The organism is Lactococcus termiticola, from assembly GCF_003116835.1.
GTDB lineage: Bacteria > Bacillota > Bacilli > Lactobacillales > Streptococcaceae > Lactococcus > Lactococcus termiticola.
This window is the reverse complement of the sequence record NZ_BFFO01000001.1, coordinates 89,950-108,028: the sequence shown is the minus strand read 5'-3', so window position 1 is coordinate 108,028 and position 18,079 is coordinate 89,950. Positions and strand designations below refer to the sequence as shown.

Annotated in this window: 18 protein-coding genes; 14 read left to right on the top strand and 4 right to left on the bottom strand. The window is 47.0% G+C overall.

Features of this window, described 5'->3' with window-relative positions:
• Positions 1-46 precede the first annotated feature (46 nt).
• The 9 genes from NtB2_RS00515 (at position 47) to NtB2_RS00475 (ending at position 10,880) form a co-directional block, all read left to right on the top strand.
• Entirely contained in the window at positions 47-742 is a 696-nt protein-coding gene (locus tag NtB2_RS00515; RefSeq protein WP_109244990.1) for a phosphoglycerate mutase, read from the top strand.
• Between the two features lie 522 nt (positions 743-1,264).
• Positions 1,265-3,412 carry a penicillin-binding transpeptidase domain-containing protein gene (locus NtB2_RS00510; protein ID WP_109244989.1) on the top strand — a complete coding sequence of 716 codons (2,148 nt, stop codon included), beginning with the start codon at positions 1,265-1,267 and terminating at the stop codon, positions 3,410-3,412.
• A 111-nt stretch (positions 3,413-3,523) separates the two neighbouring features.
• Positions 3,524-4,123 (top strand): recombination mediator RecR, encoded by a 600-nt coding sequence (recR, locus tag NtB2_RS00505; protein ID WP_109244988.1) that lies wholly within the window; start codon positions 3,524-3,526, stop codon positions 4,121-4,123.
• 3 nt (positions 4,124-4,126) lie between these two features.
• Positions 4,127-5,182, top strand: a complete 1,056-nt coding sequence (locus NtB2_RS00500; protein WP_109244987.1) for a D-alanine--D-alanine ligase — start codon at positions 4,127-4,129, stop codon at positions 5,180-5,182.
• 530 nt (positions 5,183-5,712) lie between these two features.
• Entirely contained in the window at positions 5,713-7,047 is a 1,335-nt protein-coding gene (locus tag NtB2_RS00495; RefSeq protein ID WP_109245152.1) for a UDP-N-acetylmuramoyl-tripeptide--D-alanyl-D-alanine ligase, read from the top strand.
• Positions 7,044-8,279, top strand: coding sequence for a hypothetical protein (locus tag NtB2_RS00490; protein WP_225867022.1), 1,236 nt, complete (start codon positions 7,044-7,046; stop codon positions 8,277-8,279). The genes NtB2_RS00495 and NtB2_RS00490 overlap by 4 nt, the downstream gene beginning before the upstream one ends.
• A gap of 207 nt (positions 8,280-8,486) precedes the next feature.
• Entirely contained in the window at positions 8,487-8,912 is a 426-nt protein-coding gene (gene rplK / locus NtB2_RS00485) for a 50S ribosomal protein L11 (RefSeq protein ID WP_109245150.1), read from the top strand.
• A 200-nt stretch (positions 8,913-9,112) separates the two neighbouring features.
• The gene (gene rplA, locus NtB2_RS00480) at positions 9,113-9,802 is read left to right on the top strand and encodes a 50S ribosomal protein L1 (protein WP_109244986.1); all 690 of its coding nucleotides are present in this window, start codon (positions 9,113-9,115) and stop codon (positions 9,800-9,802) included.
• Between the two features lie 340 nt (positions 9,803-10,142).
• Entirely contained in the window at positions 10,143-10,880 is a 738-nt protein-coding gene (locus NtB2_RS00475) for an SDR family NAD(P)-dependent oxidoreductase (protein WP_109244985.1), read from the top strand.
• A 286-nt stretch (positions 10,881-11,166) separates the two neighbouring features.
• On the opposite strand, the gene NtB2_RS00470 is transcribed toward NtB2_RS00475, so the two are convergent.
• Both NtB2_RS00470 and NtB2_RS00465 read right to left on the bottom strand, forming a co-directional pair.
• Positions 11,167-11,400: a hypothetical protein gene (locus tag NtB2_RS00470; protein WP_109244984.1), complete on the bottom strand. Its 234-nt coding sequence runs from the start codon at positions 11,398-11,400 to the stop codon at positions 11,167-11,169.
• A 1-nt stretch (position 11,401) separates the two neighbouring features.
• Positions 11,402-11,803 (bottom strand): HIT family protein, encoded by a 402-nt coding sequence (locus tag NtB2_RS00465; RefSeq protein WP_109244983.1) that lies wholly within the window; start codon positions 11,801-11,803, stop codon positions 11,402-11,404.
• 233 nt (positions 11,804-12,036) lie between these two features.
• On the opposite strand from NtB2_RS00465, the gene NtB2_RS00460 reads away from it, so the two are divergent.
• The 3 genes from NtB2_RS00460 to NtB2_RS08770 all read left to right on the top strand — a co-directional run bounded on the left by NtB2_RS00460 (position 12,037) and on the right by NtB2_RS08770 (position 14,185).
• A complete protein-coding gene (locus NtB2_RS00460) occupies positions 12,037-12,783 on the top strand; it encodes an ABC transporter ATP-binding protein (RefSeq protein ID WP_109244982.1) in 747 nt (248 codons plus the stop codon).
• Positions 12,776-13,801, top strand: coding sequence for an ABC transporter permease (locus NtB2_RS00455; protein ID WP_109244981.1), 1,026 nt, complete (start codon positions 12,776-12,778; stop codon positions 13,799-13,801). The genes NtB2_RS00460 and NtB2_RS00455 overlap by 8 nt, the downstream gene beginning before the upstream one ends.
• Before the next feature lie 255 nt (positions 13,802-14,056).
• A complete protein-coding gene (locus NtB2_RS08770) occupies positions 14,057-14,185 on the top strand; it encodes a hypothetical protein (RefSeq protein WP_263970092.1) in 129 nt (42 codons plus the stop codon).
• 39 nt (positions 14,186-14,224) lie between these two features.
• Here the strand turns inward: NtB2_RS08770 and NtB2_RS00450 are convergent, their stop codons facing one another.
• Together NtB2_RS00450 and NtB2_RS00445 are read right to left on the bottom strand one after the other, a co-directional pair.
• Positions 14,225-14,857, bottom strand: coding sequence for a copper homeostasis protein CutC (locus tag NtB2_RS00450; RefSeq protein ID WP_109244980.1), 633 nt, complete (start codon positions 14,855-14,857; stop codon positions 14,225-14,227).
• A gap of 27 nt (positions 14,858-14,884) precedes the next feature.
• Positions 14,885-15,178: a DUF3270 family protein gene (locus NtB2_RS00445; protein ID WP_109244979.1), complete on the bottom strand. Its 294-nt coding sequence runs from the start codon at positions 15,176-15,178 to the stop codon at positions 14,885-14,887.
• Between the two features lie 195 nt (positions 15,179-15,373).
• On the opposite strand from NtB2_RS00445, the gene NtB2_RS00440 reads away from it, so the two are divergent.
• Both NtB2_RS00440 and NtB2_RS00435 read left to right on the top strand, forming a co-directional pair.
• The gene (locus NtB2_RS00440; RefSeq protein WP_109244978.1) at positions 15,374-16,294 is read left to right on the top strand and encodes a peptidase U32 family protein; all 921 of its coding nucleotides are present in this window, start codon (positions 15,374-15,376) and stop codon (positions 16,292-16,294) included.
• A gap of 469 nt (positions 16,295-16,763) precedes the next feature.
• Positions 16,764-18,053, top strand: a complete 1,290-nt coding sequence (locus NtB2_RS00435; RefSeq protein WP_109244977.1) for a peptidase U32 family protein — start codon at positions 16,764-16,766, stop codon at positions 18,051-18,053.
• Positions 18,054-18,079: the final 26 nt, after the last annotated feature.

The window sequence follows — 18,079 nt, the reverse complement described above, 5'->3', positions numbered from 1 at the left end:
AACTAGAGAATGTAAAATCTTGAACAAAATTAAGGAGAAAACCTTCATGGTAAAATTAGTTTTTGCACGTCACGGTGAATCAGAATGGAACTTGGCTAACCTCTTCACAGGTTGGGCTGACGTTGACCTTTCAGAAAAAGGCACTCAACAAGCTAAAGATGCTGGTAAACTCATCAAAGAAGCAGGCATCGACTTTGACATTGCCTACACTTCAGTGTTGAAACGTGCCATCAAGACAACCAACTACGCACTCGAATACTCAGACCAACTCTGGGTACCAGTTGTTAAGTCTTGGCGTTTGAACGAACGTCACTACGGTGGTTTGACTGGCTTGAACAAGGCTGATGCCGCTGCCCAATACGGTGACGACCAAGTCCACATCTGGCGTCGTAGCTATGATACATTGCCACCAGAAATGGCTAAAGACGATGAGCACTCAGCTCACAGCGACCGTCGTTACGCTTCACTTGAAGATAGCATGATTCCTGATGCTGAAAACTTGAAAGTGACTTTGGAACGTGCTTTGCCATTCTGGGAAGACCAAATCGCTCCATCACTCAAGGACGGCAAAAACGTCTTCGTAGGTGCTCACGGTAACTCTATCCGCGCCCTTGTAAAACACATCAAAAACTTGTCAGACGACGAAATCATGGATGTTGAAATCCCTAACTTCCCACCGCTTGTATTTGAATTCGATGAAAAATTGAACATCGTTAAAGAATATTATTTGGAAGAAAAATAATTCTGTGATGGGCATTTAGCCCGTTTCGTTCCAGAAAGCACACAAAAACGCTGTGAGGCCGCAAGCGAACGACTTTGTCGTTCCATTGCTAAATGTTGATCCCCTTTGGGTCTCGCCATTTGCCTATTTTCACGGCGTTTTTTTTGTGCTTTCTTGCACTCCACTCATGCCAATTTCAGAGTTGGACTGGACGGGTCCACAGATTCATATATTTAGCACAAGTGGAGTTACAGTCTGGTCACCCTCTAGTGGTGTAAAAGGCAACTGGCGAGACCTTGGGCTCGACAGTTAACAATGAAAGCGAAGCTTTGCTTGTGGGCCACACCAGTAGAGGGTGGGCAGACTGTAACGCAACGCCCCAAAGAGAAGAAAAAACCTCTCCAGCTTTTTTCATTTCATTTGCCAATAGACCGCCTTTTAGATAGACTTAAACTATAGAAATTCTAAGGTAAATTTCAATGAAATGTGCTAAAATAGATGTCATAAGATTTGCCGGATTTCGGCAAAAACATCGGAGAAGTCATGGAAGAAAAGCAATCACGGCGTGAAAGAAGGCCGGAGCAGAAAAAACAGATGAATAACCCTCATAAGGTCAGGGCTAATCGGGTAAAGCTCCTCTTTTTTATTATCGCCATTTTATTTTTGATTCTTATCGGCAAGCTCTACAGCATGCAGATTCACAATCAGGCCTTTTATCAAAAGCAATTCACAGGAGGGGCCAGCACGTTGAAGATCGTCCAGGGAGCCCCCCGTGGAAACATCTATGATGCGACCGGCAAGCCACTGGCGATGACGGCTCCATCACAAGCCATCCTCTATACCCGAGGCAATCAGGTCACAGCAGATGGCATGCGGGCGGTGGCTGACCAACTCTCGACCATGATTCCGAGTGACCTGGTCAACGGCAAGCTCACAGAGCGTGATAAAAAAGACTACTACTTAGCTGACAAGGCCAATCTTAAAAAGACTTATCAACTGCTTTCTGACAAGGAACTCAAAGACAAGAACGGCAACCAGCTGACCCAGGCTAAGATTTATGATCTGGAGCTGGACAAGGTCACAGATGCTGACATTAACTTTAACGACCAGCAGACCTTTGCCGCCAAGCTCTTTAAGGAAATGAACGGGACTTCCCTCTACAATACGACGACTATTGCAGCCGGCAATATCACGCCAGAGCAGCAGGCAGCCATCGGCGAGCGGGAGGGCTCACTGCCCGGTATTTCTATCGGAACCAGCTGGGATCGTTCTTATGCTGATAACGCTCTGACTAGTCTCCTTGGGACTGTGACCAGCCAAAAGACCGGGATCCCATCCAATCTTTTGGACAAGTATCTGGAGCAGGGTTACCAACGCAATGACCGGGTCGGGACAGCCTATCTTGAAGAAAGCTATGAAAAATACCTGCAGGGGACTCATGAGATTTCCAAGGTAGAAACCGATAAAACGGGCAATATCACAGGCACCAAGGTGACTCAAGCCGGCAAGCAGGGGGATAGTCTCAAGCTGACTGTCAATCTTGATTTCCAAAACGGTGTGGATAATATCCTCCAGACAGAGCTGAACAAGATGCTTGGCGAAGGCTTTGGCCAGTACAATACCGGAGCCTATGCCGTCGTCATGGATGCCAAGACCGGCGGAATCCTCGCCCTGTCAGGTCTTGACCGAGACGCCAACACAGGCGAGACCAAGAAGGATACCAACGCCACCTTCCAGAGCGTCTTCCCACCAGGCTCTGTCGTCAAGCCGGCGACACTGACCGCAGGATGGAAGTCTGGGGCTATCTCTGGCAATCAGGTCCTGGATGACCAGCCGATTATCTTTGGCGATTCTTCGCCAATCGAGTCTTGGTTTACCAATGGAGCACTGCCCATCACTGCTGTCCAGGCCCTGGAGTACTCTTCTAATACCTATATGGTCCAGGTTGCCCTCAGAATGCTGGGACAGCCCTACACGGCTCATATGACCCTTAATGATGACAAGGCCAAGGTTGACCAGGTCTACAATCAATTACGGTCAGCCTACGCTTCTTACGGCCTTGGCACCAGCACAGGCTTTGATGTCCCAGGCGAATCTACCGGCTACATCACGCCGACTAAGGACGCCAATGCCAACATCTCCAATCTGCTCTTTGAAGCCTTTGGTCAGTTTGACAACTATACACCTTTACAACTCGCGACCTATGCGACCACACTCGCCAATAACGGAAATCGCCTGGCTCCTCATATCGTTGACAGTATCCATGACACCAACGCCACAGGAGGCCTCGGCAAGTCTGTACAAACCGTACAGCCGAAGGTTGAAGGCAAGGTCGATATTTCCTCAGAAAACATGGATGTCATCCAGCAGGGACTCTATCAAGTTGTCCATGCGAACGACATGCTCGAAGGCCACTACGGGGCGACCGGTTACTATATGAGACAGGCACCTGTCTCAGTCTCTGCCAAGACCGGTACCTCACAGACCAATGTTGTGACGCCATCCGGAGCCCTGCAGACCGTGACTGTCAACAACGTTGTCGCCTATGCACCAACGAATAACCCGCAGATTTCAGTCGGTATCATGATTCCTAATACCACCGTCAAAGATGGAGGTGTTACGACTGAGATGGCCCAATATGTCACGAATGACATCGTGTCACTCTATCAACAGATGTATGGCTTCAAATAAAATAACCACCCCATCGTGGTTTTTTATTTTGCTTGCCTTTGGATTAAGAGTTGAAAAAATCCTCCTAAAAAATGCTATAATATACAAAGCATTTCAAGAAAGTCAGGTCCCATGGTCTATTATCCAGAACCCATTGCAAAATTGATTGAGAGCTTCTCCAAGCTCCCTGGTATCGGTCAAAAGTCAGCGACTCGGATGGCCTTTCATGTCATTGGCATGGAGGACCAGGATGTCAATGAGTTTGCGGCCAATCTCTTATCTGCCAAGCGGGACCTGAGTTTTTGCTCAGTCTGTGGTAATTTGACAGAGGCTGACCCCTGCGACATCTGCTCAGACGAAGGCCGGGACAAGTCAACTATCCTGGTCGTTGAAGAATCAAAAGATGTCCTGGCCATGGAGAAAATTCGGGAGTACCGAGGGCTTTACCACGTCCTCCACGGGACCATCAGCCCGATGAACGGCATCAGCCCCGATGAAATCAATGTCAAGAGCCTGATTACCCGGCTCATGGACAGCAGTGTTCAAGAGGTTATCATTGCGACCAATGCCACAAGCGACGGCGAAGCAACAGCCATGTACCTGGCCCGGATGATCAAGCCGGCCGGTATCAAGGTGACCCGCTTGGCCCGTGGCCTTGCGGTCGGCAGTGACATCGAGTACGCTGATGAAGTGACATTATCAAAGGCAGTAGAAAATAGAATGGAAATTTAAGGAATGTCAAAAGAAACTCTCATTGTATTATACGGCGGACGTTCAGCAGAGCGAGAAGTCTCTGTCATGAGTGCGACCAATGTGGTAGCGGCAATCGACTACGACAAGTTCAACGTCAAGACCTACTTCATTCGACAAAATGGTGACTTTATCCAAGGTCCCCGTTTTAACAGCCAGCCTTCGCCTGAAATGAAGCTCTTGGATGAAGACTCATCAGCAGACCATGAAAAAATTCAGCCTTCAGCTATCTATGAAGAGGGAGCCGTGGTCTTTCCTGTCCTCCACGGTCCCATGGGCGAAGATGGGTCGATTCAAGGCTTCTTAGAAATCATGAAGCTGGCTTATGTCGGCCCCGGCATCCTGTCTGCGGCAGCGACGATGGATAAGATTCTTTCCAAGGAAATCTTTAGCAGCCTCGGTATCCCGCAGGTTCCATATGTGGCGATTTACCCAGGCCAAGATTTTGTCAAGGCAGAAGAAGAGGTCAATGCCAAGCTCAACTATCCGGTCTTTGTTAAGCCGGCAAATATGGGCTCAAGCGTTGGTATCACAAAGGTCGATGAGGCTGGAGAACTCCGGTCAGCCCTTGATTTGGCTTCTAAATACGATGACCGGATTGTTGTCGAAGAAGGGGTCGTCAACCCGCATGAGGTCGAGTGTGCCGCCCTTGGTAACAGTGAAGTCAAAATTACACTGCCTGGCGAAGTGGCCAACAGCAACCCCTCGGCATTTTACGACTACGACGAAAAATACAATAACAATGCACTGACCATCGACGTCCCAGCCAAGATTGCCCCTGAGCTGGTCGAAGAAATCCGTCACTATGCCGAGCTTGCCTACAAGGGCGTAGCCGGCCGCGGTCTCTCCCGTTGTGACTTCTTTGTCGATGCGGAAAATAACATCTACCTCAATGAAATCAACGCCATCCCTGGCTTTACAGCCTTTTCGATGTATCCTATGCTCTGGGAAAACATGGGCCTGTCAACGACAGACCTCCTCACAGAGCTGGTCGAGCTGGCCAAAGAAGCCTTTGAAAATCGGGAAGCTCATCTCTTGTGAGATGGCTTTTTTTATGCCCTGCTCCATGGTAAATAGGCCTCGTCTTCAAGGCTGATAAAGAGAAGAAAAAATGTTCGCCGGCCATGTCAGGCCATGTCAATGAGCTGCTCTTTTCTAAAATTCTCAAAGAGCTCAGTTTTTTTTTGTTGGGTTTAGAGACTCCAAAGCTTCATGAAGTGGGGTAATAACAGCTCTTTGTGAGAGAAGAAAAAATGTCCCCCGGCCATGTCAGGTCATGTCAATGAGATGCTCTTTTCTAAAATTCTCAAAGAGCTCAGTTTTTTTTGTTGGGTTTAGAGACTCCAATGCTTCATGAAGTTGAGTAATAGCAGCATTCTGTGAGAAAAGAAAAAATGTCCCCCGGCCATGTCAGGTCATGTCAATGAGGTGTTCTCTTCTAAAATTCTCAAAGAGCTCAGTTTTTTTTGTTGGGTTTAGAGACCCTAATGCTTCATGAAGTTGAGTAATAGCAGCATTCTGTGAGAGAAGAAAAAATGTCCCCCGGACATTTTTTTGCTATAATTAAGATTATGAAATTATCAGTAAAAGAAATCGCAACAGTGGTCGGAGCTAAAAATGAAATCCTAATCGACGCTCCCATCAATAAAATCGAGTTTGACAGCCGGCTGATTCAGCCGGGAGACCTCTTTCTTCCCCTCAAGGGGGCCAGAGACGGCCATGACTTTATCCCGGTCGCCTTTGAAAATGGGGCCCTCATCACTTTTGCTGAGCACCCAGTTGACGAGCCCCACCTCCTGGTTGACGATGCCCTGACTGCCTTCCAGAAGCTTGCGGCCTATTATCTTGAAAAGACCCAGGTCCCTGTTGTCGCTGTGACGGGCTCAAACGGCAAGACCACGACCAAGGACATGATTGCAGCTGTCCTTTCTAAAAAGTTCAAAACTTATAAGACCCAAGGCAATCACAACAATGAGATTGGCCTGCCTTATACGGTGCTCGCCATGCCAGATGACACGGAGATGCTGGTCCTTGAGATGGGTATGGACCATCCTGGCGACATCGACTTTCTCTCAGAGCTTGCTAAGCCTGAGTTGGCTGTCATCACGCTGATTGGCGAGGCCCACCTTGAGTTTATGGGCAGTCGGGAAAACATTGCCAAGGGCAAGATGGGCATCACAGCAGGCCTGCACGGCGAGCTGATTGCACCGGCAGACAAGATTATCAATCCCTATATCCCAGAAAATCAGAAGATTAGCCGCTTTGGAGCTGGCGAGGACCTCTATGTGACCAGTCTGGTCGAGCGAAAAGAGGCCCTGACCTTTACGGTCAACTTCCTGGATGAGAGTATCACACTTCCCGCCCCTGGCCGTTTTAATGCAGATAATGCCATGCTGGCCGCCTATGTCGGCACAAAATATGGCGTTGCCCCAACCGCCATCAAAGAGGCCCTCGAGACTGTCGAGCTGACCCGCAACCGGACAGAATGGAAGAAGGCCGCGAATGGAGCGGACATCCTCTCAGATGTCTACAATGCCAATCCAACGGCCATGAAGTTGATTTTGGAGACCTTTCAGGCAATTCCTAAAAATGAGGGAGGGCGGAAGCTTGTGGTCTTGGCGGATATGCTAGAGCTCGGGCCTAGGGCAGATGAGCTTCATATGGGGATTGCTGAGTCGCTTGACTTTAATATTCTTGACGAAATTTTTCTTTTTGGTGAGCATATGGGTGAATTATATGATACAATTAAGAATATGAAATCTGCGAAACATTTTCGAGATTTTGATGACATGTGTGAAGCTGTTCAGTCAAGTCTTTCTCCGAGGGATCAAATTCTCTTGAAGGGCTCAAACAGTATGAATCTGGCTTCACTGATAGAATTATTGGAGAAAAACAAAGAAGAATGAAGTCGATGAGGACTAGGAAATCACAGCTCACTTTTATCATCTCTGGCCTTGCCCTAGTGCTTGGGATGAGCTACGCCACAGCTCATGTCAGCCATGCGGATAGCTTTACTACTGTAAAAATTTATCGTCTCTACAATAAGAAAAACAATGAGCACATTTTTACAAAAGACCAGTATGAATATAAGAATTTGCCTAAGCTCTCTAAAGATTGGAAGCAAGAAGGGGAGGCCTGGACAGCTCCGACGAAGTCAACAGAGGCCATTTACCGGATTTACAATCCTAAATCAGGCGAACACGTCTATACATCAGGGAGCAATGAAATCAAGGTCCTGACAAAGCAAAAGTGGAAGAATGAAGGCATTGCCTTTTATTCAGCAGCGAGTGATGAATATCCTGTCTACCGGATGTTCAATCCTGATGCTGGTGTTGGGGCCCACTTTGAGACGCTGAGTAAAAATGAACGCGATACACTGGTAGCGACCGGTGGCTGGACCTATGAAGGTGTTGCCTGGTATGCAGTTAATCCTGCCCTGCACAATAGCCCAGCCATTAAAGGCGAGGAAGCTGCCTCTATGGAGGGAGATGTCCGATTAAATGGCTCGGGGACAGGCTATCATGCCAAGTTCACACTGAATGGCTCGGGAGAGCAGGCTGTAAGCTTCGGAATCCAATACGACAGCTATTCCAATCTGTCAGGAGGGATTTATAGGAAAAAGGCGGTCTTCATGAGTGAAGACATCGATGGTTCAAGCCATATTTATCGGGGCTATAAGCTGGCGGCCCTTAACCAATGGTTCCATATTAAGATTGCCTATTATCCTGTGAGTGATGCGGTTGCCTTCTATGTGGATGGCCAGCTCATCTCAACGGCAGCAGCTCCCTTCAGAGGCCATTATGTCGTTCCAGAAGATGGGACGGAAAAAGGAAATTATTTCCTCATCGGTAATGTAGGTGGCTCAGCAAGAGTAAGAAATGACGTTGTCAATGCAGAATTTAAGGACGTTGTCACCACGACCAAAGGGATGACCGCCTGGGACGACACATCAAACGACTGGGTCGGTCTCGATGCAAAATGGGACGGTGTATTAAGTCCTGCAGCGATTACCATTTCTGGGAAATCAACACTTCCAACTGGCCTCAACTGGGATACCTATGCTCAGGCCGGATTGCCTACAGCGGATGGTGTTGCACAGGTGTCATTAAAGCTGGATCAGGATTTACTTGAAAAATAACTAAGTGTCCCGAAGTTAGTTAGACTCTTATGAGTAAAACAGACTCTAACTAAAATACGGACACATACCCAAAATAAAAAAAGCTTGACAAGCCGTCAAGCTTTTTGCTATAATATTCTGGTATGCTTTTTGCATGCATGCGTGGAAGATTTTCAAAAGAAAATCAATGACCACATCACGAACAAACTATATAAGGAGAAATTTATCGTGGCTAAAGAAGTAGACAAAATCGTTAAATTGCAAATTCCTGCCGGTAAAGCAACACCAGCTCCACCAGTTGGTCCAGCTTTGGGTCAAGCAGGTATCAACATCATGGGATTCACAAAGGAATTCAACGCACGTACTGCTGACCAAGCAGGAATGCTTATTCCAGTTGTTATCTCAGTTTATGAAGATAAATCATTCACATTTATCACAAAAACTCCTCCAGCAGCTGTGCTTTTGAAGAAAGCCGCTAAAGTTGACAAAGGTTCTGGTGAACCTAACAAGGTCAAAGTTGCGACTGTTACACGTGCACAACTTGAAGAAATTGCAAACACTAAGATGGAAGACTTGAACGCCGGCTCACTTGACGCTGCCGTGTCTATGATCGAAGGTACTGCAAAATCTATGGGATTTGTTGTTGAAGGTTAATTGCGATTGAAGTGAGCAATTAATCTGCAGATAAAGCGAACGCAGTTCGCATCATTCGTTTGCGACCAGAATGCGTATTAATCTGCAGATAAAGCAAGCGAAGCTTGCATCCGTTGTATGCTCATGTAGAACGTAACGACCACAAATCGTGGAAGGCTGTTATCATAACAGACAACCGATATTACCACAAGGAGAAAAAAATGGCTAAGAAAAGCAAAAACTTGCGTGCAGCTTACGAAAAAGTTGACGCGACTAAATTGTACAGCGTAGAAGAAGCTGTTGCACTTGCAAAAGAAACTTCATTCGCTAAATTTGACGCAACTGTAGAAGTTGCTTACAACTTGAACATCGACACTAAGAAGTCTGACCAACAAATCCGTGGCGCAATGGTATTGCCTAACGGTACTGGTAAGACTGCCCGCGTTTTGGTCTTCGCTAAGGGTGCTAAGGCTGACGAAGCCACTGCAGCTGGTGCAGACTTTGTTGGTGCAGACGAACTCGTTGCTAAGATCAACGGCGGTTGGATGGACTTTGATGTTGTTATCGCAACTCCAGACATGATGGCTGTTGTAGGTCGTCTTGGACGTGTCCTCGGACCTCGTAACCTCATGCCAAACCCTAAGACAGGTACAGTTACTATGGACGTAACTAAAGCTGTTGAAGAGTCTAAAGCTGGTAAAGTTAACTACCGTGCTGACAAGGCTGGTAACGTCCTCGTTCCAATCGGTAAAGTTTCATTTGACGATGCTAAACTCGTTGAAAACTTCAAGGCTTTGAACGCTGCAATCCTTGCGGCTAAGCCTGCTACAGCTAAGGGTAACTTCATCACAAACCTCACTGTTACAACAACAATGGGTGCTGGTGTGAAGGTTGACTCAGCTAGCGTTTAATTTGAGAAATGAGCCTTTGGGCTCTTTTTTTGTGCTGTTAAGCCCTTGCCTTGCGAGTTTCAGAAAGCTCCCCACTCCACTGTTTTTAGTGAGTTCAAGTTAGTCTGGAAATTACTTAGAAAAAGCTGAAAATCAAAGCGATTCAAAATAGAGAGTTTAGTCCCTTGGTCTGAGAATTATAATAGCGTTAAAGAAGGTGGCCTTTATAAGGACTTAGAGGCCGTGTTATGACTGTCAAAATTTTCATATAATCCTTATAGCACTTTAACAAGCCCGATTGCTTGCATTCCTCCGCTCAAAATATTAAAATGAGTAACGAAATTAAGAAAAGAGGACTCCTATGAAAGCATTAATCACAGGTGCCAATAAGGGCATCGGTTACGGAATTGCGAAAGCACTCGGCGCAAAAGGTTATGAACTTATCATCGCTGCTCGTGACGAAAAGCGCGGTCAAGAAGCTGTAAATTCACTCGAAGACCTGGGTTACAAGGCAAGTTACTTAAAAATTGACCTGAACGATCTCAGTACAATTTCAGCAGCTGCACAAGAAGTCGAAGAGCTTGACCTCCTCATCAACAATGCTGGAATTTCTGGTAACATCAAAGCTGCTGACGGTAGTCTCAACATGGAAAAAGCTGCTTTAGACTATACGACTGAAGACCTCAAAGAAGCGATTGACATCAACTTTATCGGTACACATGCTGTCATCAGCGCTTTCTTACCAAAACTCACTGAAGAGGGCAAGATTCTCAATGTGACGGTTCCTGTTAGCAGTCCTTACTGGGCGCCTTTTGCTTACGTGACATCAAAAGCGGCACAAAACGTCATGACCATAACCCTCGGTCGTGAATTTGCAAAAGCTGGCAGTAAGCGTACAATTTTCGGTGTGATGCCTGGTGCAGTCGCTACCGACCTCAACGGTACGAAACCTGGTGACCTTGGTGGGATCGTCATTTCCACAGACCAAGCTGGTGAAAGCATCACTCACTTCCTTTTTGATGGTAATGACTACAACGGCAAGCTCGTCCAATACGACGGGAAAGTCGTGACAAGCTACGAACATGATTTGTTTGGATAATCAAGTCATTTAGATTTAAGTCCTATTGGGGCATTTGCTAGCTACTATAATTTAACAGGTTGATTAAAATACAAAAAAACTAGACTCAGATAATAAGTCTAGTTTTTAGATTGCGAAAATAGTTTACCAGTGAAGTGAAAGAAACCCGGCAAACTATCGTGAGAAAAGGCAAGTCTGGAGACCAAAGGGCTCCAGACTTAACAATGAGACGCCAAAGGCGTCTGCTTGTGTGCCCTCACAATAGTTTGTCGGATTTCTGTAACGCAACGGACCACAAAAGCACAGCTTACTTATCCTCAACAGTCTGATACTTCGCCAAAATCTCATTCATCTTAGCAATCTTAGGCTCAGCGACCACATTAAACTCATTGAGCTTAGTCTGAATCTCCTGGCCCACGGCCTGAGCCTTAGAGGCCTCCTCCTGGACTCGGGCAAGATTCTCTCTCAGCTCAGAGACCTGACCACTATAGCTGCCCAGCTCTTCTTTGAGTTGCTTAAAAGTTTCCTTGATGTTTTCCATATTAAGCTCCTTTAATCTCGTCAGCGATGGCAGTCAAGTCATAGTGGTGCTCTGTAAAGCTGGCAGAAAAGCCATCGTCTTCAGTATAGCGGGGAATCAGGTGGACATGGGTATGAAAGACCGTCTGGCCAGCGATTTCTTCATTGTTTTGCAGGATATTCATCCCAGAAGCTCCGAGATTCTTGACAATCTGACTGGCAATCCCAGGAATCTTGCTAAAGAGCTGGCCTGCAGGCTCAGACTCCATGGCTAGCAGGTTTCTGCTATGAGCTTTTGGAATCACTAGCGTATGTCCCTTGGTCGTCTGCGTAATATCAAGGATGGCGATAAGCTCATTGTCCTCATAGATTTTCGTGCTCGGGATTTCCCCTGCAATAATTTTACAAAAAATGCAATTTTCCATACAGACCTCCAAATTTGCTAGGCTTCGTGTTATAATAGGGTTAAATCGTTCTTAGATAAGGCTTCCTTATACTTTGGCATGTGAGTTTCTGATGCTGATATTGAGTATAAGTGGAGTTGAAGGCTTTCAAAGCATTACTGCGAAAGCCTTCAAGGCAACGGACCAAATAATAAGAACATAAGTAAATGATTAAATTCATTATATCAAATTTACTGAGAATTGGAGCAGGAAATATGACTTTAGAAGTAAAGCAACTGACAGGTGGTTATTTTGGAAATCCGGTCTTGTCAGACGTCAGCTTTAATATAGAGTCTGGCGAGCTTGTCGGACTCATCGGCCTCAATGGAGCCGGGAAATCAACGACCATTCAGGAAATCATCGGCCTCTTAACGCCTTATTCAGGCACCATCGAGCTTGACGGCCTGACCCTCCAAGAGGACCTAGAAGCCTACCGCAAAAAAATCGGCTTCATTCCTGAAACACCTTCCCTCTATGAAGAGTTGACTCTGCGTGAGCACATCGAGTTGACCGCTCTTGCCTACGGTGTCGACGTTGAGCTTGCCATGGAGCGGGCGGGTGTCCTGCTCGACACCTTCCGCCTGTCTGACAAGCTGGATTGGTTCCCAGTTAACTTTTCAAAAGGGATGAAGCAAAAAGTCATGATCATCTGTGCTTTCTTGACCGAGCCTAGCCTTTATATCATCGATGAGCCCTTCATGGGGCTCGACCCCTTGGCCATCCAAGACCTGATTGACCTCATGGTCAAGATGAAAAATGACGGGGCCTCTATCCTGATGTCGACCCATATCCTATCCACAGCTGAAAAATTCTGTGACAAGTTTGTCGTCCTCCATGAAGGTAAGGTCCTGGTCGCAGGCACACTGGCTGAGCTTCAAAGCAAGTTTGACATGCCAGGGGCCAGTCTTGACGAGATTTACCTGACCCTGACCAAGCAGGAGGTAGCAGAGCATCATGAATAAGCTTTTTTCTCAACGTAGGAAGGCTTACTATGCTCATAATATCAAGTACCTGCGTTATGTTTTTAACGACCATTTCACCATCTTTTTGATGATTCTCATCGCAGCTCTGGCGGTCCAATATGTCAGCTTCCTTCAGCACGGCAGTCTCAATCTTGCTGGGAAGATCATCGCCGGAGTTCTAGTCAGCCTCATTGCCCTGATTCCAGGCCGGATTGCGAGTTTCCTAGAGCCGGCGGACAAGGTATTCCTCCTGGTTAAGGAAAGACTGGTCCAGAAGCATCTCTACCGGCGTTTGTTGGCTTCACTGGTGATTCCTGGTCTGGTCGCTCTGGCCCTGGTCTTGCTGGCCACACCATTGTTGAAACTGAGTCCTGTCTGGGCTGTCCTCTGGTTTGTCCTGCTTCTGGTCTTAAAGGCCCTGCTTTATTTCCTGCGACTCCAGCAATTCCAAAGGGCTGGCGTCATTGACTGGGAGGGGCTGATTAAGTATGAGGAAAACCGTAAGACGGCGACCCTCCGCTTCTTTGCCCTCTTTACCAGCGTGAAGGGCCTCAAGGGCCATGCCCGTCGCAGGCGTTATCTCGACTTCCTCCTGCCTAAGAAGACCATGCGGACCTATGAATACCTTTATAGCCGGGCCTTTCTGCGGACAGGTGATTATCTGGGCTTGACCCTACGCCTCCTGCTTTTGGCTGTCTTGGTCATGGCCTTTCTGCCCGCAGGGAGCGACATTTTACGGATTATCCTCGTCGCCCTCTTGAATTATCTGCTCATTTTCCAGTTGATTTCCATCCGAGAGGCCTTTGACTATCAGCCACTGATCGAGCTCTATCCGCTGAAGAAGAAGGTCAAGAATGTGGCCGTGAGAGCCTTGATTCTCAAGGTCTTTACAGCTGTGACCATCATTGAGCTCATTCTTGGAGCCATTTTCTTAGACAATCGCTTTTGGCTGATTGCCTTGCTTTTGATTAACTTTGTCTTGATGAGATTCTATGTTAAATTTAGATTGAAAAAATAAGCTTTCCTAATTAAAAAGGAAGGCTTTTTTATTTTTCTTTTCACTGGCTTAAAAAATGATGACTATCATCCTGTTAGAAATATTTATCATTTTTGAAGCCGATGATTCCTTGCTTCCCCAAAAGAGTCCAAACAATCTTAGTCTTATCAGACACAAACTTAAAGAAAAAGATTCCCCAAAGAGATAGCTATGAGACCTGAGGATGTTATCTTTTTAGAAAGATGCTTATATTTTAGACTTTGGGGGCAGAAATCAATGACGAACAGAATCAAGGGGCTGATTGTCATCACAGCTTTTGCAGTGGTCACGGCCTTTATGAGTGCAAGAATCATGACCTATATCCTCTGTATCCTTATCCTGCTAGGCCTTTGGGAGGTTGACTAGGATAGAAAAAGCCGGAGCTTGAGCCTCGGCTTTTTGTCTTTAAGCAATGATTTTTGTGCCGTGCACAAAGTCAGTCCCGACTTCACGGGCGATTTCTTCGGCGTTTTCAGCCGTTAGGCCACCACCAACCATCAGGTCAATCCGGCCGTCTGCATGCTCGACCAGGGCCTTGATCTGCTTGAGGTTGCTGGCTTGGTCCAGTGGACCACCGTGGAGGAGGACCTTGGCAATCCCAAAGTCTACGAGCTGATCAAGGGCTTCCTTTTGAGCCTCTTGAGGGATTTCATCAAAGGCCATGTGGAAGGTCACCGGCAGGCCTTGAGTGGCAGGCATAAGTGTCTCTAAGGCTTCCTCGTCAATTTCATTATCCTCTGTGAGGGCTCCAAAGACCAGGGCATCAGCACCGGCCTCAATGGCCTTGAGGATGTCATTCTCCATGATTTTAAGCTCATAAGAATTATAGACAAAGTTGCCAGAGCGGGGACGAATCATCACAGCGAGGGTAGTTTTGGCCTCATTTTCCTTGATGAACTCCGCCGTCTGCTGGATGACACCGTAAGAAGGGGTCGTGCCACCAACAGCCAGATTGTCGCAGAGCTCGATTCGCTCAACGCCAGCTGAGACGGCCTTGGGGATATTACTAAAATTTTCTACACAGTATTCTCTAATCATGGAATCATTTTAGCATAAAAAAAAGGCCTAGTCGAGACCAAGCTTTCCCATCACAATAGGTAAAAGCTTCTTGAGGACTGACTTGAGGGCCAGATAAAGGACAAGGGTCAGAGGCAGGGCGACAGGAATCCCGACATAGGGACTGCGAAAGACTGTGATACAGCTGTAGGTAATGATGACCAGCAACATCGAAAAAAGCGTAATATTAAGGAAAAATTCTAATTCATTGACCCGACGTTGGTAGGGAGTTACTTTTGGACGTTCTTCAGTTTGAACATAAGATGATTTTTCGTAGAAATCGTCAAGATTGCGTAATTCCATAGCTTCTGGTCCTTTTGTTTACATAACTTTTCTTTGTTTTTACATAATAAATATCTTCTTTTTACATAATAACAAAAGTAAAAGGTCAAGTCTATAACGAGCTTTTTAAGCTTGCGTTACAAAACGGTTACTCCTCTGCCTAATTCCGTATTTTTTTCATTAAAAATGCCTCTCAATCATGCTATAATAGAGAACATGATTAAACTAATAGCAACAGCAGAGTCTGTCGAACAGGCCAAGGGCCTGCTTGATGCTGGGGTTGACTCACTTTATATAGGAGATGAGCGTTTTGCCTTGAGACTGGCTGAGCCACTGTCCAAGGAAGAAATTACTGAGATTACAAGGCTGGCCCATGAGGCGGGCAAGGAAGTGATTGTCGGCCTGAATGCCATCATGCATGTCGAGAAGATGAAGGACTTGCGGAGCTACCTTGATTTTTTGCAGGAGCTGGGGGTCGACCAGATTACAGTCGGAGATGCAGGTGTCATCCAGGTCCTCCAGACTGAGGGCTATCAGTTGCCCTTTATCTATGATGCTTCGACCATGGTCGTCTCTGCCCGTCAGGTCAATTTCTGGGCCCGTCAGGGGGCGGAGGGGGCTGTTCTTGCCCGTGAGTTGCCAAAGCCTGAGCTGGAAGCCATGGCTGAAGAGCTCGTGGTCCCTGGAGAAATCCTGGTTTACGGGGCTTCTGTCATCCACCATAGCTTACGCCCTCTATTGCAGAACTACTACAATTTCATCCAGACGGATGAGAAGAAGGACCGGGCTTCTGGCCACTTTCTCTCTGAGCCCAAGGACAAGGAGACCCATTACAGCATCTTTGAGGATGAGCATGGGACGCATATTTATGCGACCGATGACCTGGATATGATGAATGAGCTGACGGATCTGAAGGCCATGGGTTATGAGCACTGGAAGCTGGACGGGATTTTTACCCGGGGTGAGGCTTTTGTTGAGATTGCCAAAATCTTTAATGAAGCGAGAAAGCTGGTGGAAGCTGGCGAATTGACGGCTGACAAGGCTTTTATGCTTGATGAGCAGGTCCGGAAGCTTCATCCTGTCGGGCGGACCTTGGGGACTGGCTTTTATAATGTGGATCCGGATACTATAAAATAGGTCGGCTGGCGTTCCCTTACAGTCTGCCTGCAAAAGATGCTGTTAGGCCGCAAGCGAAGCCTTTGGCTTCCATTGCTAAATGCCGAGCCCTTCGGTCTCGCCATTTGTCTTTTGCCAGCATGTGTTGGAAAGCCTGTAACTCCACTCCTAGCATATTTATTGAAGCTGTTGATGTTCCTTATTCCAGTCAACTAACTATGAAGTTTTCTAATAAAAAGGGATGAGTGAAGTGGAAGGAATTCTGAGAAATCACCGTGAAATATGGCAAATGGCGAGACCGTAAGGGCTCGGCATTTAGCAATGAAAGCCCGCAGGGCTTTGCTTGTGGCCTCACGGTGATTTCTCAGAATTCCTGGAACGCAACGGACATAGTCTACAGTGAACCAAAAATAAAAAAGTTAAAAAGTTTTGGTCGGCAGACCTTATCAAAATATTACTTATTATCTTGAAAATAAAAGGAATAGAAAAAATGCAAAAAAATCTTAAACGTCCTGAGGTGCTAGCACCTGCAGGGACTCTTGAAAAACTTAAAGTGGCTATCGACTACGGTGCAGATGCAGTCTACATCGGTGGTCAGGCTTATGGTCTTCGCTCTCGGGCGGGGAATTTCTCTTTTGAAGAGATGGCTGAAGGGGTGGCCTACGCTAAAGAGCGGGGGGCCAAGGTCTATGTCGCGGCCAATATGGTCACCCACGAAGGCAATGAAAAAGGGGCGGGCGAATGGTTCCGGACCCTGCGTGACCTGGGCATTGCCGCGGTCATCGTCTCAGACCCGACCCTGATTGCCATCTGTGCCGAAGAAGCACCTGGCCTGCCTATCCACCTATCGACCCAGTCGTCAGCGACCAACTATGAAACCCTGGAATTTTGGAAGAAGCAGGGCCTGGAGCGGGTCGTCTTGGCCCGTGAGGTCTCTATGGAGGAGCTGGCGGAAATCCGCAAGCATACGGACATCGAGATTGAAGCCTTTGTCCATGGGGCCATGTGTATTTCTTATTCAGGACGTTGTGTGCTTTCAAACTACATGAGCCTGCGGGATGCCAACCGTGGGGGCTGTTCTCAGTCTTGTCGCTGGAAGTATGACCTCTTTGACATGCCTTTTGGGACAGAGCGTCGCTCTGTTGAAGGCAAGATTCCTGAGGAGTTTTCAATGTCAGCTGTTGATATGAGCATGATTGAGCATATTCCTGATATGGTGGAAAATGGCGTGGATTCCCTCAAAATCGAAGGTCGCATGAAGTCCATTCACTATGTGTCGACCGTGGCCAATGTCTACAAGGCCGCTGTGGATGCCTATCTGGAGAGTCCTGAAGCCTTTGAGGCCATCAAGGACGACCTGGTCGACGAGCTCTGGAAGGTCGCCCAGCGTGAGCTGGATACAGGATTCTACTACGGCGTACCGACAGAGGACAGCCAGCTCTTTGGAGCCCGCCGTAAAATTCCTGAATTTAAGTTTGTTGGTGAAGTGGTTGCCTTTGATGAAAGCACAATGACCGCAACCATCCGTCAACGGAATGTCATCAAAGAAGGCGATATTATCGAGTTTTATGGGCCTGGCTTCCGCCATGTTGAGGCCAGTGTAGAAAATCTCCGCCTGGCTGAGACTGGCGAAAAGATTGACCGGGCGCCAAAACCAATGGAACTGCTCCTGATTGACCTGCCAAGCAAGGTTGAGCCTGGTGACATGATTCGCAAGTCTGGGGCTGGTTTGATTAATTTGTATGATAAATCTGGTGTCGCGAAGACAGTGAGAGCTTAAAACTGGTTTATATCTATGATATAATG